This window comes from Mesorhizobium sp. BH1-1-5 (genome assembly GCF_020165615.1).
GTDB lineage: Bacteria > Pseudomonadota > Alphaproteobacteria > Rhizobiales > Rhizobiaceae > Mesorhizobium.
Map to the genome: position 1 here is coordinate 29,992 of NZ_JAIUIM010000008.1, position 21,685 is coordinate 51,676.

20 protein-coding genes are annotated in these 21,685 nt (G+C 63.6%); 12 read left to right on the forward strand and 8 right to left on the reverse strand.

The window, feature by feature from the left end; genetic code table 11:
• The first annotated feature begins 68 nt into the window (after positions 1 to 68).
• The 12 genes from LB572_RS12695 to LB572_RS12750 all read left to right on the forward strand — a co-directional run bounded on the left by LB572_RS12695 (position 69) and on the right by LB572_RS12750 (position 12,921).
• On the forward strand, positions 69 to 1,439 hold the full coding sequence (locus tag LB572_RS12695) for a glutamine synthetase family protein (protein ID WP_224667940.1): 1,371 nt from the start codon (positions 69 to 71) through the stop codon (positions 1,437 to 1,439).
• A gap of 68 nt (positions 1,440 to 1,507) precedes the next feature.
• The gene (locus LB572_RS12700; protein WP_181179595.1) at positions 1,508 to 2,008 is read left to right on the forward strand and encodes a hypothetical protein; all 501 of its coding nucleotides are present in this window, start codon (positions 1,508 to 1,510) and stop codon (positions 2,006 to 2,008) included.
• A complete protein-coding gene (locus tag LB572_RS12705) occupies positions 1,998 to 2,417 on the forward strand; it encodes a type II toxin-antitoxin system VapC family toxin (protein WP_140806085.1) in 420 nt (139 codons plus the stop codon). Before LB572_RS12700 ends, LB572_RS12705 begins: the two co-directional genes overlap by 11 nt.
• A gap of 15 nt (positions 2,418 to 2,432) precedes the next feature.
• A complete protein-coding gene (locus tag LB572_RS12710; protein WP_224667941.1) occupies positions 2,433 to 3,818 on the forward strand; it encodes an aldehyde dehydrogenase family protein in 1,386 nt (461 codons plus the stop codon).
• An 18-nt stretch (positions 3,819 to 3,836) separates the two neighbouring features.
• Positions 3,837 to 5,009 carry an iron-containing alcohol dehydrogenase gene (locus LB572_RS12715; protein ID WP_224667942.1) on the forward strand — a complete coding sequence of 391 codons (1,173 nt, stop codon included), beginning with the start codon at positions 3,837 to 3,839 and terminating at the stop codon, positions 5,007 to 5,009.
• Positions 5,010 to 5,255: 246 nt separating this feature from the next.
• A complete protein-coding gene (locus LB572_RS12720; RefSeq protein WP_140806089.1) occupies positions 5,256 to 6,362 on the forward strand; it encodes an ABC transporter substrate-binding protein in 1,107 nt (368 codons plus the stop codon).
• Between the two features lie 64 nt (positions 6,363 to 6,426).
• Positions 6,427 to 7,344, forward strand: a complete 918-nt coding sequence (locus LB572_RS12725) for an ABC transporter permease (RefSeq protein ID WP_412033557.1) — start codon at positions 6,427 to 6,429, stop codon at positions 7,342 to 7,344.
• Positions 7,341 to 8,132, forward strand: a complete 792-nt coding sequence (locus tag LB572_RS12730; protein ID WP_224667943.1) for an ABC transporter permease — start codon at positions 7,341 to 7,343, stop codon at positions 8,130 to 8,132. The genes LB572_RS12725 and LB572_RS12730 overlap by 4 nt, the downstream gene beginning before the upstream one ends.
• 15 nt (positions 8,133 to 8,147) lie before the next feature.
• On the forward strand, positions 8,148 to 9,212 hold the full coding sequence (locus tag LB572_RS12735; RefSeq protein WP_224667944.1) for an ABC transporter ATP-binding protein: 1,065 nt from the start codon (positions 8,148 to 8,150) through the stop codon (positions 9,210 to 9,212).
• A 268-nt stretch (positions 9,213 to 9,480) separates the two neighbouring features.
• Complete coding sequence (locus tag LB572_RS12740; protein ID WP_224667945.1) at positions 9,481 to 11,034, forward strand: cation:proton antiporter; 1,554 nt, start codon at positions 9,481 to 9,483, stop codon at positions 11,032 to 11,034.
• 109 nt (positions 11,035 to 11,143) lie between these two features.
• Positions 11,144 to 12,079 carry an endonuclease/exonuclease/phosphatase family protein gene (locus LB572_RS12745; protein WP_224667946.1) on the forward strand — a complete coding sequence of 312 codons (936 nt, stop codon included), beginning with the start codon at positions 11,144 to 11,146 and terminating at the stop codon, positions 12,077 to 12,079.
• Positions 12,076 to 12,921 carry an EamA family transporter gene (locus LB572_RS12750; protein WP_224667947.1) on the forward strand — a complete coding sequence of 282 codons (846 nt, stop codon included), beginning with the start codon at positions 12,076 to 12,078 and terminating at the stop codon, positions 12,919 to 12,921. Before LB572_RS12745 ends, LB572_RS12750 begins: the two co-directional genes overlap by 4 nt.
• Positions 12,922 to 12,947: 26 nt before the next feature.
• On the opposite strand, the gene LB572_RS12755 is transcribed toward LB572_RS12750, so the two are convergent.
• The 8 genes from LB572_RS12755 to LB572_RS12790 all read right to left on the reverse strand — a co-directional run bounded on the left by LB572_RS12755 (position 12,948) and on the right by LB572_RS12790 (position 21,619).
• Positions 12,948 to 14,195 carry an MFS transporter gene (locus LB572_RS12755; RefSeq protein WP_224667948.1) on the reverse strand — a complete coding sequence of 416 codons (1,248 nt, stop codon included), beginning with the start codon at positions 14,193 to 14,195 and terminating at the stop codon, positions 12,948 to 12,950.
• A gap of 92 nt (positions 14,196 to 14,287) precedes the next feature.
• Positions 14,288 to 14,608 (reverse strand): Dabb family protein, encoded by a 321-nt coding sequence (locus LB572_RS12760; RefSeq protein WP_224667949.1) that lies wholly within the window; start codon positions 14,606 to 14,608, stop codon positions 14,288 to 14,290.
• A gap of 7 nt (positions 14,609 to 14,615) precedes the next feature.
• Positions 14,616 to 16,244 (reverse strand): GMC family oxidoreductase, encoded by a 1,629-nt coding sequence (locus tag LB572_RS12765; protein ID WP_224667950.1) that lies wholly within the window; start codon positions 16,242 to 16,244, stop codon positions 14,616 to 14,618.
• Positions 16,245 to 16,250: 6 nt separating this feature from the next.
• Positions 16,251 to 17,012, reverse strand: a complete 762-nt coding sequence (locus LB572_RS12770) for a 3-ketoacyl-ACP reductase (protein WP_224667951.1) — start codon at positions 17,010 to 17,012, stop codon at positions 16,251 to 16,253.
• Entirely contained in the window at positions 17,009 to 18,511 is a 1,503-nt protein-coding gene (locus LB572_RS12775) for an FAD-dependent oxidoreductase (RefSeq protein WP_224667952.1), read from the reverse strand. The genes LB572_RS12770 and LB572_RS12775 overlap by 4 nt, the downstream gene beginning before the upstream one ends.
• A gap of 68 nt (positions 18,512 to 18,579) precedes the next feature.
• Positions 18,580 to 19,695: an ABC transporter ATP-binding protein gene (locus LB572_RS12780; RefSeq protein ID WP_140806111.1), complete on the reverse strand. Its 1,116-nt coding sequence runs from the start codon at positions 19,693 to 19,695 to the stop codon at positions 18,580 to 18,582.
• 23 nt (positions 19,696 to 19,718) lie between these two features.
• Positions 19,719 to 20,663 carry a carbohydrate ABC transporter permease gene (locus LB572_RS12785; RefSeq protein ID WP_224667953.1) on the reverse strand — a complete coding sequence of 315 codons (945 nt, stop codon included), beginning with the start codon at positions 20,661 to 20,663 and terminating at the stop codon, positions 19,719 to 19,721.
• Complete coding sequence (locus LB572_RS12790) at positions 20,660 to 21,619, reverse strand: carbohydrate ABC transporter permease (RefSeq protein ID WP_140806115.1); 960 nt, start codon at positions 21,617 to 21,619, stop codon at positions 20,660 to 20,662. The genes LB572_RS12785 and LB572_RS12790 overlap by 4 nt, the downstream gene beginning before the upstream one ends.
• Positions 21,620 to 21,685: the final 66 nt, after the last annotated feature.

The following is a 21,685-nucleotide window of genomic DNA, read 5'->3' on the forward strand; positions in this document are numbered from 1 at the left end:
GGCCGGCGCAACGCCGGCCATGGCCATGTTTCTCCCTTTCAATCGACAAGCGCTGGAGTGCCAAAGGAATGGCCGGGAATTTCTCGTTCGATCAGTTGAAGAAAGCGGTCTCGAATGGCGAGATCGACACGGTGCTGGCCTGCATCGTCGATATGCAGGGCCGGCTCGCGGGAAAGCGCTTCCTGGCTCAGTATTTCGTCGATTCCGCGCATGGCGAGACGCATGGCTGCAACTATCTCTTGGCCTGCGACATCGATATGGAGCCGGTGCCGGGCTACAAGGCGGCGAGCTGGTCGAAGGGCTATGGCGACTTCGTCATGAAGCCGGACCTGGCGACGCTGCGGCGCATTCCATGGCTGGAGAAGACGGCGCTGGTCATCTGCGACGTGCTCGACCATCACACGCATGAGGATCTTGGGCACTCGCCCCGCGCGATCCTGAAGAAGCAGGTCAAGCGACTGCAGGAGCGCGGCTATATCGGCTATTTCGCCTCCGAGCTCGAATTCTACCTGTTCAGCGAGACCTACGATTCCGCCCGCAAGAAGCACTGGCAGGGGCTCGACAGCGCATCGCCTTATATCGGCGACTACCAGATCGGCATCACCTCGAAGGAAGAGGGCGTCATGCGCCGGCTCCGCAACGAGATGGAAGCCGCCGGCATCCCGATCGAGAATTCCAAGGGCGAATGGGGTCCCGGCCAGGAAGAGATCAATGTGCGCTATGCCGAGGCGCTCGACATGGCCGACCGCCACGTCATCCTGAAGAACGGCGCCAAGGAGATCGCCGATTCCGAGGGCAAGGCCATCTCCTTCATGGCCAAGTACAATTATGGGCTCGCCGGCAATTCCAGCCACATCCACAATTCGCTGTGGAGCGCCGACGGCAAGACGCCACTGTTCTTCGACAAGAAGGCGGATTGGACGCTGTCCACGCTTGGCCAGCAATGGGCGGCCGGGCAGCTCAAATATGCCAAGGAGTTCACCTGGTTCCTGGCGCCCTACATCAATTCCTACAAGCGCTTCCAGGCCGGCACCTTCGCGCCGACCAAGATCATGTGGAGCGAGGACAACCGCACCGCCGGCTTCCGGCTCTGCGGCGAGGGCACCAAGGGCATCCGCATGGAATGCCGCATCGGCGGCGCCGATCTCAATCCCTATCTCGCCTTCGCCGCCCTGATCGCTTCCGGCCTCGCCGGCATAGACGAGAAGCTGGAATTGCAGAAGCCGTTCGTCGGCGACGCCTATCAGGCATCGCGCCTGCCGGAGATCCCGAAGACGTTGCGCGACGCCACCGAGACGCTGGCCAAGTCGAAGATGCTGAAGCGGGCCTTCGGTGACGACGTGGTCGAGCACTATGTGCACACCGCCCGCTGGGAGCAGTTCGAATACGACCGTCGCATCACGGATTGGGAACTGCACCGGGGGTTCGAGCGGTACTAAAGCTGTAATCTGCGTTGACCGAGCTTAATTGAAGCTGTAATTATTCAGTTAAGCTTAGGGAGCGTGAAATGGGAAAATATTCGCCTTTGCGTACGTATCTCATGGCTCAGACCCGTGAACGGGTTCCGATGTCGTTCAAGGATATCGAGAGGCTGCTTGGTGAGAAGTTGCCGGCGTCCAAGCAATATCCGGCTTGGTGGAGCAACAATCCCAGCAACAATCCGATGACAAAGGAATGGCTCGCTGCGGGGTTTCAGACGGAGTCGGTCAATATCGCCGGCGAAAATCTGGTCTTTCGGCGTGCTCCGCAAGGAAGTGCTCAAGCCTATCGCAAATCTTCCGGCGGGCGAGTCGGGGAAAGGAGTTCGGGGCACCGGCCAGGCTTTATGGAGGATAAGGTGGATTTCAAGAATGCTCCAAATATGAGCGGCAAGAGCGAGGACTATATCGTGCCGACGCGCGGCGCCGATCCGCTGTTTGGATGCATGGCCGGGACGCTCACGCTTCTTCCGGACGTCGACTACACCGCCCCCGCGGATCCGGACTGGGGCAAAGTGTATGACGACTGACGGAATATTGCTGGACACGTGTTTCATGCTGTGGCTGTCGACCGAACAGCCGGTCACAAGAGTGGCGGTCGACAAAGTGGCCAGCACGCGAAAGAACGGTGGCGTCATTGCCGTTTCGATCATGTCGGCTTGGGAGATCGGAATGCTCGTCTCCAAGGGCCGGCTTCCGTTCATCAAGTCGCCGCTCGCCTGGTTCGAAGGGTTCGTGAAAGCGGGCGCAACGAGCGTGGAGGGGATCGACAGCGAGCTTCTGGTGGAGTCCTCGTTCCTGCCTGGCGCCGTTCATAACGATCCGGCGGACCGGATCATCATAGCGACGGCCCGTTCGAGGAACCTGGAAATCATCACCCGCGATCGCGCCATCCTTGCCTATGGCGCGGCCGGCTTTGTCAAAACAGTACCTTGTTGATTTGGAGATGCCTTCTTGGAAACCGTAAAACTCAAATCCCCGATCGACGGCTCGATCTATGCCGAACGGCCGATCGCTACGGACCAGACGATCAACGCCGCGGTCGAGCGTGCCCGGGCGGCGCAGGAGAAGTGGGCCGAGACACCGGTCGTCGAGCGCGGCAAATACATGCTTGCGATGCTCGAGGCGCTGGTCGCCATGACCGACGAGATCGTGCCCGAGATCGCCTGGCAGATGGGGCGGCCGGTGCGCTATGGCGGCGAGTTCGGCGGCGTCAAGGAACGCACCAACTACATGGTCGAGATCGCCGAAGCCGCGCTGAAGCCGGTGCTGGCTTCCAATCCGAAGGACGGCTTCCGCCGCTATGTGAAGAAGGTGCCGCTCGGCGTCGTGCTGGTGATCGCGCCGTGGAACTATCCCTATCTCACGGCGGTCAACACCATCGTGCCGGCACTGATGGCGGGCAGCGCCGTCATCCTCAAGCACGCAGCGCAGACGCTGCTGGTCGGCGAGCGCTTCAGCCAAGCCTTCGACAAGGCGGGCCTGCCCAAGGGCCTGTTCCAGAACCTGGTCATGAACCACGCCCAGACCGAGAAGCTGCTCGGCTCCGGCAAGATCGACCATGTCAACTTCACCGGCTCGGTCGGCGGCGGCCGCGCCATCGAGAAGGCCGCTGCCGGCACCTTCATGACGCTTGGGCTCGAGCTCGGCGGCAAGGACCCGGCCTATGTGCTGCCCGACGCCAAGATGGACCACGCGGTCGCCAACCTGGTCGACGGCGCCTTCTACAATTCGGGCCAGTGCTGCTGCGGCATCGAGCGCGTCTATGTGCATGAGAAGGTCTATGACGAGTTCGTCGAGGGTTTCATCGCCGAGACGAAGAACTATGTCGTCGGCAATCCGCTGGAGCAGGCGACCACCATGGGTCCGATGGCGCAGGCGCGCTTCGCCGACCTGATCCGCGAGCAGAAGGCCGAGGCGCTGCGCAAGGGCGCCAAGGCGCATATCGCCATGAAGGTCGAGAACGACAGGGCCGGCTCGCCCTATCTGGCACCGGAAGTGCTGACCGGGGTCGATCACCAGATGAGCGTCATGCGCGAGGAGAGTTTCGGCCCCATCGTCGGCATCATGAAGGTGCGAGACGACGAGGAGGCGATCGCCCTGATGAACGACAGCCCCTATGGGCTGACGGCCTCGATCTGGACGCGCGACACCGAGCGCGCGGTGGCGATCGGCGACCGCGTCGAAACCGGAACGGTGTTCATGAACCGCTGCGACTATCTCGACCCGGCGCTGGTTTGGACCGGCGTCAAGGACACCGGCAAGGGCGCGGCGCTCTCGGCCATCGGCTACGACAACCTGACCCGGCCGAAATCCTATCACCTGCGTGAAGCGATCTGACCTTTCGAAAGACAAAAAATGTCCAAGCTCATCTCCAAATGGAACTACCCCACCACCGTCCGCTTCGGCGCCGGCCGCATCAAGGAACTGCCGGATGTGCTGGCTGCCGCCGGCATCAAGCGCCCGCTCTTCGTCACCGATCCCGGCCTGGCCAAGCTGCCGGTCGTCGCCTCGACGCTGAAGATCCTCGACGACGCCAAGGTTCCCTATGGCGTGTTTTCGGAGGTGAAGCCGAATCCGGTCGAGTCCAACCTCACCGCGGGCATCGCCGTGTTCAAGAAGGGCAAGCATGACGGCGTCATCGCCTTCGGCGGCGGCTCGGCGCTCGACCTCGGCAAGCTGATCGCCTTCCAGGCCGGACAGACACGGCCGGTGTGGGACTTCGAGGACGTCGGCGACTGGTGGACGCGCGCCAATTCCGATGCGATCGCGCCGATCATCGCGGTGCCGACCACGGCAGGAACCGGCTCCGAGGTCGGCCGCGCCGGCGTCATCACCAATGAGGCGACCCACACCAAGAAGGTGATCTTCCATCCGAAGCTTCTGCCGGCGATCGTCATTGCCGATCCGGAGCTGTCGGTCGGCATGCCTGCCTTCATCACCGCCGGCACCGGCATGGATGCGCTGGCGCACTGCCTGGAGGCATATTGCGCCCCGGGCTACCATCCGATGGCCGACGGCATCGCGGTGGAAGGCATCCGGCTGGTGTTCGAGAACCTGCCCAAGGCCTTCGCCAACGGCAAGGACCTCGTAGCGCGTGCCCATATGATGAGCGCCGCCGCCATGGGCGCCGCCGCCTTCCAGAAGGGGCTGGGCGCCATACATTCGCTGTCGCATCCGATCGGCGCGCTCTACGACACCCATCACGGCATGACCAATGCCGTGTTCATGCCCTATGTGCTCGCCTTCAACAGGGAGAGCATCGAGGAGCGCATCGCCCGGCTCGCCGCCTATTGCGGCATCAAGGGCGGCTTCGACGGCTTCGCCAAGGCGATCATCAAGCTGCGCAAGGAGCTCAAGGTGCCGCACACGCTGCCCGGCCTGATCAAGGGTCTCGACATGGACAAGAAGCGCAAGGCGCTGATCGCCGACATGGCGGTGGTCGACCCGACCGCCGGCGGCAATCCGGTCAAGCTCACCAAGAAAGCGGCGCTGACGCTGCTCGAAAATGCGATCGCCGGCTCGGTCTGAGAGCCGGCTTTCAATGCCGAAGAGTTGAATGAAGGGGCGTTCCAGAAGGGAAGGGAGATGGCAAAAGGCAAGGTGGCTAACCATTAGCCGGAAAATTAAGCGCGGGCTAATTGCTACAGTCCGTTAAAAAGAGTTAACTTTTTTGGCCGCGGGGCTCCGGTTTCAAAAAGCCTTCATCTGGCTGTCACACGAAAACGATACCCGCATCGCAGGCGCTTAAACGCGCCAGTTCAACGGAGAGAACACATGTTCAAGTTCACGGGGAAAGTGCTTTCCCTCTCGGCCGCGGCGCTCTTCGCGTCGACGGTGATTTCGTCCGCCGACGCGCTGGACGATCTCGTCAAGGCCGCGAAGGCGGAAGGCCAGCTCACCACCATCGCGCTTCCGCATGACTGGTGTGGCTATGGGGCAGTGATCGACGCTTTCAAGGCTAAGTATCCGGAAATCAAGATCAACGAACTCAACCCGGACGCCGGCTCGGGCGACGAGGTCGAGGCGATCAAGGCCAACAAGGACAACAAGGGTCCGCAGGCGCCCGACGTCATCGACGTCGGCCTCTCGTTCGGCCCGACCGCCAAGGCCGACGGCCTGCTGATGCCTTACAAGGTGTCGACCTGGGACTCGATCCCGGACAGCGCCAAGGATGCCGACGGCGCTTGGTACGGCGACTATTACGGCGTGCTGTCGTTCATGGTGAACAAGGACCTGATCAAGGAATCGCCGGCCGACTGGGCCGACTTGCTGAAGCCGGAATTCGCCAACTCGGTCGCGCTCGCGGGTGACCCGCGCGCTTCGAACCAGGCCATCCAGGCGGTCTACGCCTCCGGTCTGTCGTCGGGCGCTGCCGCCGGTGAAGCCGCCGGCACCGCTGGCCTCGACTTCTTCAAGAAGCTCAACGCCGCCGGCAACTTCGTTCCGGTCGTCGGCAAGCCGGCGACGCTGGCCCAGGGCCAGACGCCGATCCTGATCAACTGGGACTACAACGCGCTCGCCGGCCGCGACACGCTGAAGGGCAATCCGCCCGTCGACGTGATCGTGCCGAAGACCGGCGTCGTCGCCGGCGTCTATGTGCAGGCGATCAGCGCTTACGCGCCGCATCCGAACGCCGCGAAGCTGTGGATGGAGTACCTCTATTCCGACGAAGGCCAGATCGGCTGGCTGAAGGGCTACTGCCACCCGATCCGCTTCAACGATCTCGCCAAGAACGGCAAGATCCCGGCGGACGTGCTGGCCAAGCTGCCGCCGGCCGAGTCCTATGCCTCGGCCGCTTTCCCGACGCTCGACGAGCAGGGCAAGGCCAAGGAAGCCATCAGCAAGAACTGGGACGCCACCGTCGGCGCCAACGTCAAGTAAGACTTGAAATGCGCCGGGCGGCCGCTTGGCCGCTCGGCTTTTCCTCGAAGACGGTGCCTGGCGCATGACCGATCTATCGCTTTCAAATCAGTCTATTGCCACGAAGCCCGCGCCGCCGACCGAGGCGACCGCTTTCCGTCTGCCGACGCAATGGATCGGTGTGGCGCCGTTCTTCGTCTTCACCCTGATGTTCCTGATCATGCCGACGCTCTATCTCGTCATCGGCGCGTTCCAGACCGGGGAAGGCGGTTTCACGCTCGACAACATCCTGCAGTTGGTGAGCGATCCTTCGATCAGCAATTCCTATTGGGTTTCGATCAAGATCAGCTTCTGGTCGGCTATCGTCGGCGCATTCGCCGGATTGGCGATCGCCATCGCCATAGTGCGCGGCGGCCTGCCCAACTGGGTGCGCTCCGCGACGCTGACCTTCTCGGGCGTCGCCTCGAATTTCGCCGGCTTGCCGCTGGCCTTCGCGTTCATCGCCACGCTCGGCCGCGTCGGCATCGTGACGGTGCTGTTGCGCGACATATTCAACCTCAACATCTACGCGTTGGGGTTCAATTTCCTGACCACGTGGGGCCTTATCGTAGTCTATCTCTTCTTCCAGATCCCGCTGATGGTGGTGATCATCGTGCCGGCTATCGACGGCTTGAAGAAGGAGTGGAACGAGGCGGCCGCCACGCTTGGCGCGACCCAGTGGCAGTACTGGCGCATGGTGGTGATACCGGTGTTGTTTCCGAGCTTCCTCGGCACCGTGATCCTTCTGTTCGCCAACGCCTTCGGCGCCATCGCGACGGCCTACGCGTTCGCCGGCCCGCAGCTCAACATCGTCCCCATCAAGCTCTATTCACAGATCAACGGCGACGTGCTGCACAATCCGCAACTCGGCTACGCGATCGCCTTTGGCATGATCGTCATCACCGGACTGGCGAACGTCTTCTACATCTGGTTCCGGACCCGCTCCGAGAGGTGGCTGAAATGAAGTCGGGCAAATTCTGGGCCTGGGTCGTCTTCGGCATCGGCACGGCCTATTTCTTCATTCCGCTGCTGGCGACGTTCGAGTTCTCGTTGCGCATGCGGCGCGGCGTCCATTCCTTCGACGCCTACCAGGTCGTGCTCGGCGACCCCCGCTTCCAGGCAACGTTCCTGTATTCGGTGATCGCTGCGATCTTCACCATCATCCTCGGCGTGCTGGTCGTGGTGCCGGCGGCCTATTGGATCCGACTGCGGCTGCCTCAAATCAGGCCGATCGTCGAGTTCATCACACTGCTGCCGCTGGTCATTCCGGCGATCGTCATCGTCTTCGGCTATATCCGCATGTACGGGTCGAACTCGCCGCTGCCGTTCCTGGCCAGCGATCTCGGCGCAAGCGCCCTCCTGGTGATCGGTTACGCGACGCTGGCGCTGCCCTATATGTACCGCGCCGTCGACACGGGCCTTCGCACTATCGACGTCAGGACGCTGACCGAGGCGGCCCAGATCCTGGGCGCAGGCTGGACCACGATCATAACCCGCGTTATTCTGCCCAATGTCCTGATCGCGGTGCTGTCGGGCGCGTTCCTGACCTTCGCCATCGTCATCGGCGAATTCACGATGGCGAGCCTGCTCAACCGTCCGGCGTTCGGGCCGTATCTGCAGAACATCGGCGCCAACCGCGCCTATGAGCCGGCGGCCCTTGCCATCATCGCCTTCGCCATTACCTGGGGCTGCATGTCGCTGATCCAGATCCTGTCCCGTTTCGCGCCGAAATCGGCGAACCGACCGAATTGACCTGAGAGAAAAGCCATGGCCGAGCCATTCCTGTCCATCCAGCATGTGCGAAAGTCCTACGGCGCCAACACCGTCGTGCAGGATTTCAACCTCGATGTAGAGCCCGGCGAGTTCGTCTCCTTCCTCGGCCCGTCCGGCTGCGGCAAGACGACGGTGCTGCGCATGGTCGCCGGCTTCGAGGAGCCTTCGGCCGGCAAGATCGTCGTCGCCGGCAAGGATATCACCAGGCTGAAGCCCAACCAGCGCAATGTCGGCATGGTGTTCCAGGCCTATGCGCTGTTCCCGAACCTGACCGTGGCGCAGAACATCGCCTTCGGCCTCAAGGTCGCCGGCATGCCCAAGGCGGATTCCGACAGGCGCGTCGCCGAGATGCTCGGCATCATCAAGCTGCCGCAAATGGCCGACCGCTATCCCTACCAGTTGTCCGGTGGCCAGCAGCAGCGTATCGCGCTCGCGCGGGCGATTGCCCCGAAACCCAAACTGCTTCTGCTCGACGAGCCGCTGTCGGCGCTCGACGCCAAGGTGCGCGTGTCGCTGCGCGAAGAGATCCGCTCGATCCAGAAGAAGCTCGGCATCACTACCATCTTCGTCACGCATGACCAGGAAGAGGCGCTGTCGATCTCCGACCGCATCGCGGTGATGTATGGCGGCAAGGCCGAACAGGTCGGCACGCCGTTCGAGATCTACAACCGGCCGGCCACTAAATTCGTCGCCAACTTCGTCGGCACGCTCAACGTGCTCGAAGGCACGGTGACCGATGCCGGCGCTGGCAGGGTGCGCGTGAACAGCCAGGAGGTCGCTCTCAAGGGCAAGCTCAACGGCTCGAAGTCCGGCGATACGCTGTCGCTGGCGCTCCGGCCCGAGGCCATCTCGCTGGCGCGCCAGCCCGGCCACGACACCAGCCTGTCGGGCGAGATCGCCGAAGTGCATTTCCTCGGCTCGGTCATCCGTGTGCGCGTCGGCATCGGCGGCAACACGGTGTCGCTCGATACCTTCAACAATTCGACGACGCCGCCGCCGGCCGTCGGCGACAAGGCGGATATCTCCTTCGCGTCCGGAGACATGCTGGTCCTGCACTAGGCCATGTCGATATTCAGGTGAGGCCGGCCTGCAAATGGCGGCTTCCTGCGCTTCCGGTGCTCACGTACGAAAAGTACGCTCCGCTCCGGTTCTCGGAAACCACCATTTTCGACTCGGCCTGACCTGAATCTCAACACAGCCTGAGCCAACTGGACTGAAGCTCTTTGAGCATATGCATATAGCCGGCCAATATCGACGCGTCCGACAAATCAACAGTATCCTGGCTCGGGGTACTGCCAAGCTTCGCGCTTCGCCGCTACGATAAGCCATGGCGCTGTTCGAACTCACCCTTGTCCTGCTTCTGATCGCCGTCGCGCTGACGGCGCTGTCGCGACGGCTGGAGGTTCCCTATCCGTCGCTGCTGGCGCTTGCGGGCGTTGGGCTGGCCTTCGTGCCGGGCGCGCCGACGATCGAGATCGATCCCGAACTGGCGCTTGCGCTGTTCATCGCGCCGGTGCTTCTCGATGCCGCCTATGACACGTCGCTGCGCGACCTGAAGCGCTATCGGCTGTCGCTGGCGCTTTTGGCGCTTGGCGCTGTCGTCTTCACCACGGTGGTCGTTGCCTTTGTCGGCTGGAAGATGGCCGGCCTGCCGATCGCGGCGGCGATCGCGCTCGGCGCCATCGTCGCGCCGCCTGATGCGGTCGCGGCAAGTGCTGTGCTCAACCAGTTCAAGGTGCCGCACCGTCTCACCGCGATCCTGCAGGGCGAAAGCCTGCTCAACGACGCCACGGCGCTGTTGATCTACCGGATATCGGTTGCGGCGGCAGTCGGCACCCTCATGCTGAAGGACGCAGTGCCCGTCATCCTGCTTGCAACGGTCGGCAGCGTCGTCGCCGGCTATCTGTTCGGCCGAGTGTCGCTGCTCACGCTGACGCGCATCGAGGATGCGGCAAGCAGCACCGTGGTGCAGTTCGCTGGAACCTTCGCCGTCTGGATCATTGCCGACAAGCTGGGCCTCTCCGCCATCATCACCATCGTCGTCTATGCCATCACCATCGCGCGCACCGCGCCGCGCCGGATGTCGGCGAGGCGCCGCGTCAGCACCTATTCGGTCTGGGAGTCGGCCGTGTTCGTGCTCAATGTGCTGGCTTTCGTGCTGATGGGCCTGCAGGCACGGTCGATCGTCGGGCGGCTCTCCGGCGACGGCCAAGGCGAGGCCTTTCTCTTCGCCGCAACGGTGCTGGCCGCCGTCATCGTGGCGCGTCTCGTCTGGGTGATGGGGTACGTTGCGGTGATAAGGCAGTTCACGCGTTTCGACGACGAAGGGCAGAAGCGGGATGCGCCGACATTTCGCGGCGCGGTGCTGGTCGGCTGGTGCGGCATGCGCGGGCTGGTTACGCTGGTGGTGGCGATCGCGTTGCCGGCAGACTTCCCCGGCCGCGACCCGATCGTGCTTGCCGCCTTTGCTGTCGTCCTCGGAACGCTCGTGCTGCAGGGCATGAGCCTGAAGCCGCTGCTGCGTTGGCTCAATTTCGACCGGGATACGACGGTCGATCGCGAGGTAGCCGAGGCGCGCGTCGCCATCATGCAGGCCGCGCTCGACGTGCTGAACCGCAAGACCTCGGCCGCTGCCGCGGTCGTGCGCGAACAGTACGAGGCTCAACGCCGGGTCGCCGAAAATCCCGACGACGCGCAAGCCGCAACGGAATACGACCGGCTGCGCCTCTACGCCATCAAGCGGCAGCGCGACAGGCTGGAGGAGCTGCGCGGCAACGGCACGATCGGCGACGAGGCCTATCATCGGTTGGAAGAGGAGATCGACTGGTCGGAACTGGCGGCGTCGCCTGCCGGAAGCTTCCAGCCGCTGACGACTTACTAGAGCGCCGGTTCGCCGATTTCCATTGGACTATTTCCCCTTGCCCTGGCGGTCCATTGCAACACTGCCGGCTGGGCGCTACTGCGATCACCAGAAGTGAGCCGGTTAATCAATGAAGCTGATCAGCTACAACATCCAGTACGGCTACGGCAGCGACGGGCGCTACGATCTCACGCGAGCCGCCAGGCTGGTGGACGGCGCCGACATCATCGCGCTGCAGGAGGTCGAGCGGCATTGGCAGCGCAGCAATGAGGACGACCAGCCCGAGATCCTGTCCAGGCTGCTGCCCGACTATTACTGGGCCTACGGCCCCGCCTTCGACATGGACGCCAGCGAGAAGCGGGATGGCCGCATCGTCAACCGCCGTCGGCAATTCGGCACGATGGTGCTGTCGAAGCTGCCGATCGCCTGGTCGCGGCTGCACACGCTGCCGCTGCGACGCACGGCAAGACCGCTCAACACCCGCAACGCGGCGCTGGAATGCATGATCCGCACGCCGGCCGGACCGATGCGGGTGCTCTCGCTGCATCTGGCGCATATCGCGGCCGAAGAGCGGCTGGAGCAGATCGATTACTTGCTCGCCGAGCATCGCCGCGCGCCATCGGACGGCGGTCCCTGGAGCGGCGTCGACGACGAGCCGCAGCGCAACTGGTCGAACGGCCAGACGGAACCGGAAAATCCGTTGGCGGCGATCTGGCTGGGCGACTTCAACATGGAGCCGGGCAGCGCCGAACACGGCCGTATCGTCGGCTCGACGCCCTATCACCGCGGTGCCGCTTATATCGACGGATTTGTCGATGCCGCGGCGGTTGCCGGCGAGTCCGGGCCGGACTTCCATACGCACGAAAAGATCATCGACGGCAGGCTGGGGAAACGACGGCTCGACCATTGCTTCATCGGCGGCGGGCTGGCCGATCGTGTGCGTTCGATCCGGGCCGATGTCGGCGAGGTCGCCTCGGATCATTTTCCGCTCAGGATCGATATCGATCTCGAAACGCCTTTCGGCTCGACAAGATCCATGAAACCGGGGTCGATGAAACCGACATGACGCTGTTCGTCTTCCTCGCCGTGCTTTCGGCGGCCGCCATGCACGCGATCTGGAACGCGCTGGTCAAGGTGCATCTCGACCGCTTCATGTCGATCACGCTGATGACGCTCGGCATGGGCTTTGCAGCACTCTTCGCGCTGCCTTTCGTCGAGGTTCCCAAGGCCGAAGTCTGGCCCTACATCATTGCCTCGGTGATCTTCCACATAGGGTATCGCACCTTCCTGGTCGGCGCCTACAAGGCAGGCGATTTTGCCCAGACCTATCCGCTGGCGCGCGGCACCGCGCCGCTGCTCTCGGCGCTTGGCGGCATCTTCGTGGTCGGCGAAGTCCCGGCGCCGTTCGCCATTTTCGGCATACTGCTGTTGTCGGCCGGCACGCTGGTCATGTCGTTCCGGGGCGGTGCGCATCTGGAGAAGCTCAATCTGCGCGCGGTCGGCTTTGCGCTCGGCACGTCGATCTTCATCGCCAGCTACACGCTCTCCGACGGCAGCGGCGCGCGGCTGGCGGCAACCGCGCAGAGCTATGCCGCCTGGCTGTTCGTCTGCGATGCGTCGTCGGCGCTGCTCCTGTGCATGGTCTTCCGCGGGCCGCGATCGCTGCCTGTGCTGGCGCGTGACTGGAAGGCCGGATTGTTCACCGGCGTGCTCAGCGGCGCGGCCTATTGGATCGTGATGTGGGCGATGACCAAGGCGCCGATCGCCTCGGTCGCGTCGCTGCGCGAGACCTCGATCCTGTTCGCCATGCTGATCTCGGTGCTGGCGCTGGGCGAGAAAATGACGGTCTGGCGGGCGGCCGCGGCGCTCGGCATCATTGCCGGCGTCGCAGCGCTCCGACTCGGATAGGGCGGTTCGTCGCCGAGCCTGACCGTTCACACTTTTCCTGGAACGGCCCCAACCTCATGGTCCAACACGGTCATCACCTGGCCGCGCTTCTCAGGGCTGAAGCGGATGACCACGATGATGCAGACAGCGACCACGCCGGCGAACAAGGCCAGCGCATAGCCGTAGCTGCCGCCGGGAGCCTCGGCGATGCCGGCCTGATAGGGGCCGCCATAGGATGCCGCCAGATTGCCGGCCTGGTAGATGAAACCGGGCAAGGTCGCGCGCACCGCGCCTGGCGAGAGCTCGTTGAGATGCACCGGAATGACGCCCCAGGCGCCCTGCACCGCCACCTGCATGACGAAGGCGCCGACCGCCAGCATGAAGGGTGTGGTCGAATAGGCCCATAGCGGCAGCGCCGGCAGGGCGATCAGGCAGGCGAGCGTGATGGCATTGATGCGGCCGATCTTCTCGGACAGCGCGCCGAAGGCCAGTCCGCCGACGATGGCGCCGATGTTGGCGACGATGGTGATCCAGCTCACCGTGTGCGGGTCAAAGCCATGCTGCTTCTTCAGGAAGGTCGGATAGAGATCCTGCGTGCCATGGCTGAAGAAGTTGAAGAACATCATCAGCACCACCGCATAGAGCGCGATGCCCCAGTGCTTTTGCAGCGTCTCGAGCAATCCTGGCTTCACATGCTGGCGAGCCTCGAGGAAGGCTGGCGATTCCGGCACATGCGAGCGGATGAAGAGCACGATCAGCGCCGGTATGAAGCTCAGGAGGAACATGGCACGCCAGCCGAAGGTGAAGTCGCCGATCTTCTGGCCGTAGAGCAGACCGTAGACCACCGCGGCCAGCAGATAGCCGGCCGGATAACCGCATTGCAGGATGCCCGAGACCATGCCTCGCGCGCTCGGCGGAATGGATTCCATGGCAAGCGAGCTGCCCAGGCCCCATTCGCCGCCCATGGCGATGCCGAACAGGGCACGCAGCGCCAGGAATATGCCGAGGTTCGGCGAGAAGGCGGCCAACGCGCCGATCACCGAATAGCTGACGATGTTCAGCATCAGAATGGGCTTGCGGCCATATTTGTCGGCAAGCATGCCGAAGAAGAACGCACCGATGAAGCGCGTCGCCAGTGTCAGGAACAGTGCTTTGGAGACCGCCGGCACGTCGGTCTGGAACTCAGCGGCAATATCGGTGAGCAGGAAAGTCAGAAGGAAGAAATCAAAAGCGTCGAGCGTCCAGCCGAGGAACGATGCGGTTACGGTTTTCTTCTGTTCGGTGGTGAGGTTCAAGGCGGTCCTCCTTTGTATCCCCCAAAGGAACGATATGTTTCATAGGGTGCAAAAGAGAACGGGACAGCCGCCGGTTTTAAGCCGACGAGCGGTCACATTTGCGTCACCTCGAGATCAATGACCATCAGCCCGTCGGTGCCGCCCTTGAGCGCGGCGACCAACCGCGCGCCGGCGCGCTGATGCGCCTCGTGAACGAGATAGGCGTCGCGGGCCGCGGCATCGTCAAAGTCGATGGTGAAGCCGTGGCCGAAGCCGCGCGCGAACGGCTCCGGGCTGACATTGGCGCTGAACTCCACCTTGCCCATGCCGTCGACGACGGTGCGCAACGCTTCGAGATCGGCATGGATCGCCGCGCGCTCGGTTGCAGGAACGTCGTCGCGAAAGCGGAAGAAGACGCAATGCCGGATCATCATTTGTTCCTCAAGCCGCCTGGTTGCCCTTGAACACGGCCGGCGGCAACGGCTCGCGGCCGAGGATGAGGTCGGCACCCTTTTCACCGACCATGATCGTCGGCGCATTGGTGTTGGAGGAGGGGACGCGCGGCATCACCGAAGCGTCGCAGACGCGCAGGCCCTCGATGCCGCGCAGCCTGAGATCCGGCGTCACCACGGCCATCGCATCATGGCCCATGCGGCAGGTGCCGACCGGATGGTGGTCGGTCTTGGAGGTGCGGCAGGCATAGTCGAAGAGGTCGGTGTCGCTTTGCAGGTTCGGCCCTGGCAGAACCTCGCGCAGCACATAGGGCTGCAGCGCTTTCTGCCGCATGATGTCGCGCGCCAGCCTGAGCCCCTTGATCGACATGTCGCGATCATAGGGGTCGGACCAGTAGTTCGGATCGATCAGCGGATGGTCGGCCGGGTCGGCGCTTTTCAGCCGCACGGTGCCGCGCGAGCGCGGACGCAGGAAGGCGGAGTTCAGCGTCACGCCAGGGTTCTTCAGCTTCTCGACGCCGGCCTCGATGCCGGAGCCGAGACCGAGGTGGAACTGGATGTCGGGCGAGGCGGCGGTCGGATCGGCGTACCAGAAGCCGCCGGTCTCGAAGAGGCTCGAGGCGACGGGACCCTTCTTAAACAGCAGATACTGAAGGCCCGCCCACATGGTGCGGTGCAGCTTGGCGTAATTGTCGTAGGTGTGGTCGCCGGTGCATTCGGCGATGACGAACAGGTCGAGATGGTCCTGCATGTTGGAGCCGACGCCGGGCAGGTCATGCACCGGCGTGACGCCAACCGACTTCAAATGGTCGGCCGGGCCGATGCCGGACTGCATGAGGAGCTTCGGCGAGCCGATGGCGCCGGAAGAGACGATCACCTCGCGTTCAGCGCGCAGGACGGTCTTTTCGCCGCCCGGTTTGTCGACGACCTCGACGCCGATCGCGCGGCCCTTCTCGACGACGACGCGGGTGACCAGCACATCGGTCCTGACGGTCAGGTTCTTGCGGGCGCCGATCGGCTTCAGATAGGCAACGGAGGCCGATGAGCGCCGCGCATTCTTTTGGGTCAGCTGATAGTAGCCGACACCTTCCTGGCTCGCGCCATTGAAGTCCGGATTGAAGGGTATGCCCATTTCCTGGCCGGCGCGGAAATAGGCCTCGCAGATCGGCAGCGGCGAGATCGGGTTCGACACCCCGAGCGGACCCTGGTCGCCATGGAAATCGTTGGCGAAGCGCTGGTTGTTCTCGGCGCGCTTGAAATAGGGCAGCACGTCGCGATAGCCCCAGCCGGTCAGCCCCTCTTCCTTCTCCCAGGCGTCGTAGTCGCGGGCGTTGCCGCGCGTATAGATCTGGGCGTTGATCGACGAACCGCCGCCGACGACCTTGGCCTGCGTGTACCAGAAGACGCGATCCTTCATGTGCTTCTGCGGCACGGTCGACCAGCCCCAGGAGGCGATGCCCTTGGTCATCTTGGCGAAGCCCGCCGGCATGTGGATATAGGGATGCCAGTCCTTGCCGCCGGCTTCGAGGAGCAAAACGGAATTGGACGGATCCTCGCTCAGCCGGTTGGCGAGAACGCAGCCGGCCGGCCCGGCGCCAACGATGATGTAGTCAGCCATGGTTCCTCACAAGCGCGGCACGGAGAGCGCGCCGTCGACATCGATGACCGATCCGGTCGAAAAGCCGAATTTGCCGGAGGCGAGCGCGGCAACGACGGCGCCGATGTCGCCGGCCTCGCCCCAGCGTTTGGCCGGCACCAGGCCACCCTCGATGAGCGCGTCATATTTGGCGGAAACGCCCGCCGTCATGTCGGTGCGGATGATGCCCGGCCGCACCTCGAACACGCCGATCGCTTCAGCGGCAAGCCGCAGCGCCAGGTTCTTCACCCACATCGAAAGCCCGGCCTTGGAGATGCAGTAGTCGGGTCGTTCCGGCGACGCCATGGCGGCGCTGACCGAGGTGATGGTGATGATCGACCTGGCTGAACCGGCAGGCGTTGCCAGCATGGCCTTGGCGACGGCCTGGCTAAGGAAAACCGTGCCGCGCAGGTTGATGTTCAGGGCGCGGTCGAAATTCTCCGGCCTCAGTTCCAGCAGATCGCCGCGCACCACGGCGCCGACGCCGGCATTGTTGACGAGGCAATCGATGCGCCCGAAGGCGTCCATGGCCGCTTCGACCAGTTTCGAATGGCCGGCGAGATCGGCGATGTCGCATTGGGCGTAGGCGAATTTCGCACCGCGCCCGGCGATCTTCTCGGCCAGCCCGTGTGCAGATTTTTCGGCAAGGTCGGCGACAAGGATGTCGAATCCGGCATCGGCCAATGCCTCTGCACAAGCGAGCCCGATGCCGCGCGCGCCGCCGGTGACGATGGCTGCGGGGCGGCTCATGCGGCAAGCTTCGTCTTGCGGATATGATCGGCAACGCGCAGCGCCTGGGCCGCGATCGACAGCGCTGGGTTGACCGCGGCCGATGTCGGCAGGAAGCCGCCGTCGACGACGTAGAGGTTGCGGTGGTCATAGGCGCGGCAGAATGGGTCGAGCGGCGACGTTGCCGGGTCGTTGCCCATCTTCACCGTGCCGCATTGGTGCGAGGGCGTGCGCTTGTCGAAGGGTCGCGACAGCACGATCGGATAGCCGCAGGCGCGAAGGTTCTCGCGCATGACCTTGCTCAGGCCTTCCAGCGACTGCATGTTGGAGCGGCGCCATTGCATGACGATCTCCTTGCCGTCGACCAGGATGCGGCTTTCGGGATCGGGCAGGTCCTCGCACATCAGGTACCAGTCGACCGCGTGGCCGGCCATGTAGTCGAGCGCGAATTTCGGCATCGTCTTCACATTGGCCTTGAGCATGTTGCCGTCGATCTTGCCGAGCAGCTGCACGTTGCCGAGCGGCTTGCCGCCCTTGCCGTCGGACAGGTAGTAGTCGTTGAGCATCAGCGTCTTCTGGTAGACGCTGTCGTTGCGGCGGCGCGGGTCGATCGCCAGCATCGCGCTCGAATTGTGGTTCATGAAATTGCGCCCGACCTGGTCGGAGCTGTTGGCGAGGCCCTTGCCGGTCGCGGAAGGCGAGCGCAGCAGGATGGCGGCCGAGTTGATCGCGCCGGCCGACAGGATGACGAGCTTCGGCGACAGTGTCTTCTGCGAACCGTTTTGTGTGTAGTGGATGGCGGTGATCGACTTGCCGTCCGGCGAGGTTTCGAGCCAGTCGACATGCGCGCCGGTTTCGAGGCGGATGTTCTTGTCGGTGAGCGCCGCCGCTAGCGGGCCGGTCTGGGCGTCGATCTTGCCCTGGCCGGTGTTGGGGAACGCGTCCCAGCCTGTCTTGCCTTCCTTTAGCCAGGTCTCGATGTCGACGCCGAGCGGCAGCGACGCGGGATGCAGTCCAAGGCCCTTCAACTCGGCGCGGGCGCGCGCGATCGGCGGCTCGTCCGGCACCGGCTTGAAGGCGTAGGGAAGCGAATGGAACGGTTCGGTCGGGTCCTCGCCGAGCGTGCCGCGCACCCGAAAAAGCTGCTCGGCCTTGGAGTACCAGGGCTCGAATTCGTCATAGGAAAACGGCCATGCCGGCGAGACGCCGCCGAAATGCTCGAGCTCGGAGAAATCCTCCTTGCGGTAGCGGATCAGGACGGCGCCGAAGAACTTCGAATTGCCGCCGACATAATAGTAGTTGCCGGGGTTGAAGGCCGCGCCGCCGGCCTCGCGCCACATCTCCTTCGGCCGGTAGTGCTCGTCGATGAAGATGGATCGCGTCGAGCGTGCATGCGGCGTCGCGGGCAGCGGCTCGCCGCGCTCCAGGATCAGGATCGAAGCGCCGCTGCCGGCCAAGCCGGAGGCGATCGTGGCACCGCCGATGCCGGAGCCGATGATGACGATATCCGGGTTTGTCATAGTCTAAGGATCTTTGTTTCGATGCATGTCGTCGCCCCAAAACCGGAGCCACTTTTGGGCGACATGCATCAGAGGATGCGCTTCTCGGTCGCCGGATCGAAGAACACAGCCTTGCTGAGGTTGAAGGCCAAGGGCGTGCTGGTGCCGGGCTGGATCTTGGCATCGGCCCTGAGCCGCGCCACCACGCCCTTGCCGCCAAGATTGGTGACCGCGAAAGTGTCCGATCCCGCCGGCTCGACCACTTCGATGTGGCAGTCGGCGGTGGCAATGCTGGAGCCGTTGCGCTCGGCACCCTCCGGATCGGTCAGCGCTTCGGGTCGGACGCCGAAGATCACTGGCTTGTCCTTGAAGGCCGCAAGGCCGGCGGGCGCGCCGGGCATCGGCAGCACGATCGGCTGGCGCGCCTCGCGGTCGAGCACCACGGAAAGCCCGCTGCCATTGCCGTCGATCTTGGCCGGGATCAGGTTCATCGCCGGCGAGCCCATGAAGTCGGCGACGAAGATGTTGGTCGGATTGTTGTAGATCTCGGCCGGCGTGCCGAACTGCTGCACCTCGCCGTCGCGCATGACGGCGATCTTGGTCGCCAGCGTCATCGCCTCGATCTGGTCGTGCGTGACATAGACGATCGTCGTGCCGGTCGTGGCGTGCAGGCGCTTGATCTCGATGCGCATGTCGACGCGCAGCTTGGCGTCGAGATTGGAGAGCGGCTCGTCGAACAGGAAGAGTTTCGGATCGCGCACCAGCGCCCGGCCCATGGCGACGCGCTGGCGCTGGCCGCCGGAAAGCTGGCTGGGCTTGCGGTTGAGGAGGTGGCCGATCTGCAGGATCTTGGCCACCTTGTCGATCGCCGCCTGGCGCTGCGCCGCAGGCACGCCGCGCATCTCCATGCCGAAGGCGATGTTGCCGGCAACCGTCATGTTCGGATAGAGCGCGTAGCTCTGGAACACCATGGCGATGTCGCGCTTCGAAGGATGCAGGTCGTTGATCGCGCGGCCCTCGACGCGGATCTCGCCCTCGGTGATCTGCTCCAGCCCGGCGATGGTGTTGAGCAGCGTGGACTTGCCGCAGCCGGACGGGCCGACCAGGACGAGGAAGCCGCCCTTTTCGAGCTCGACATTGATGCCCTTCAGGATCTCGACATTCCCGAAGCGCTTCTTCAGCCCATCAATTTCCAGAAAAGCCATGGTCGTTCCTTCAGAAAATAGGGTCAGCCCTTGACCGCGCCGGCCATCAGCCCGCGCACGAAATAGCGGCCGGCGACGACATAGACGATCAGGGTGGGGAGGGCGGCGATCATCGCCGCCGCCATGTTGACGTTGTATTCGACGACGCCGGTCGAGGTGTTGACAACATTGTTCAGCGCCACCGTCATCGGCATCACGTCGCCGGTGCCGGCATAGGCGGAAGCGAACAGGAAGTCGTTCCAGATGTTGGTGAACTGGTAGATGACGGTGACGACGAAGATCGGCATCGAGTTCGGCAGCATGATGCGGCGGAATATCTGGAAGAAGGAGGCGCCGTCGACCTGCGCGGCCTTGACCAGCTCGGTCGGGAAGGCCTCGTAATAGTTGCGGAAGAACAAGGTGGTGAAGCCGAGGCCGTAGACCACGTGGACGAAGGCCAGGTTCACCGTCGAATTGCCGAGGCCGAAGTTGAAACCCGTCGCGTTCTGCAGGGTGACGCCGAAGCGGCCGAGACTGCCGAGGATGGTCGCCATCGGCAGCAGCACCGACTGGAACGGGATGAAGCAGGCGAACAGCATCATCGCGAAGACCAGCGTGTGGCCGCGGAAGCGCCATTTGGTCAGCACATAGCCGTTCAAGGCGCCGAGCAGCGTCGAGATCAGCACCGCCGGGACCACCATCTTGATGGAGTTCCAGAAGTAGCCCTTGATGCCGGCGCAGGTGAGGCCGACGCAGGTCTCGCCCCAGGCCTTGAACCACGGCTCGATGGTCGGCGATTGCGGCAGCGACAGCATGTTGCCGTTCTGGATCTCGTCCATGGTCTTGAACGAGGTGACCAGCATGACGAAGAGCGGCATCAGGTAGAAGATCGCGAACAGCGCGAGCAGGCCGTAGATGACGATGCGGTTGATCGTCCTGGCGCTCATGCCGCTCGAAGCCGGACGGGCAGGCGAGGTGACAGCGCTCATCGCGGCTTCTCCCTGAGCTCGGAATAGAGATAAGGCACGATGATCGCGGTCAGCGTCATCAGCATGATCACCGCGCTTGCCGAGCCGACCGCCATTTCGTTGCGCTTGAAGGTGAACTCATACATGAAGTTGGACGGCAGCCAGGCCGAGCCGCCGGGGCCGCCGCTGGTCAGCGCGACGACCAAGTCATAGGACTTGATGGCGAGGTGCGCGAGCACGATGAAGGCCGAGAGAAACACGGGCCGCAGCAGTGGAATGACGATGCGGCGGTAAAGCTGGAAGGTGGAAGCGCCGTCGATCTGCGCCGCCTTCATGATCTCGCCGTCGATGCCGCGAAGCCCGGCCAGGAACATCGCCATGATGAAGCCCGAGGCCTGCCAGACACCGGCGATCACCACCGTGTAGATGACGAAATCCTTGTTCTTGATCCAGTCGAAGTGGAAGCTCGTCCAGCCCCATTGGTGCAGCGTCTGCTCGAGGCCGAGGCCGGGGTCGAGGAACCATTTCCAGGCGACGCCGGTGACGATGAAGGAGAGTGCCATCGGGTAGAGATAGATCGGCCTCAAGACACCTTCGCCGCGGATCTTCTGGTCGAGCAGGATGGCCAGGAACAGGCCGAGCGCCAGGCAGATACCGATATAGAGGAAGCCGAAAATGCCCATATTGGTGATCGAGGTGTACCAGCTCGACGGCGGGTCGCTCTCGAAGGTCCAGCGCCATAACCGCTGATAGGCGCGGGGGCCGGTGATGTCATAGGACGGGAAGGTCTTGGAATTGGTGAAGGACAGATAGATCGTCCAAAGGATGAAGCCATAGACGAAGACGATCGTCGCCGCGAAGCTCGGCGCCAATACGATCTTCGGCAGCAGGTCCTGCAGCCGCGACCGGACCGATGCGCCGGGACGGGCGTCGTGCTCCGGTGTCAGCTTGATCTGGGTTTCGGCAACTGTGCTCATCGGCTCGTCCAGTACCGGTTGGTCGGAGACGGCCCGGCGCTAAAACGCACCAGGGTCTTTCCCACA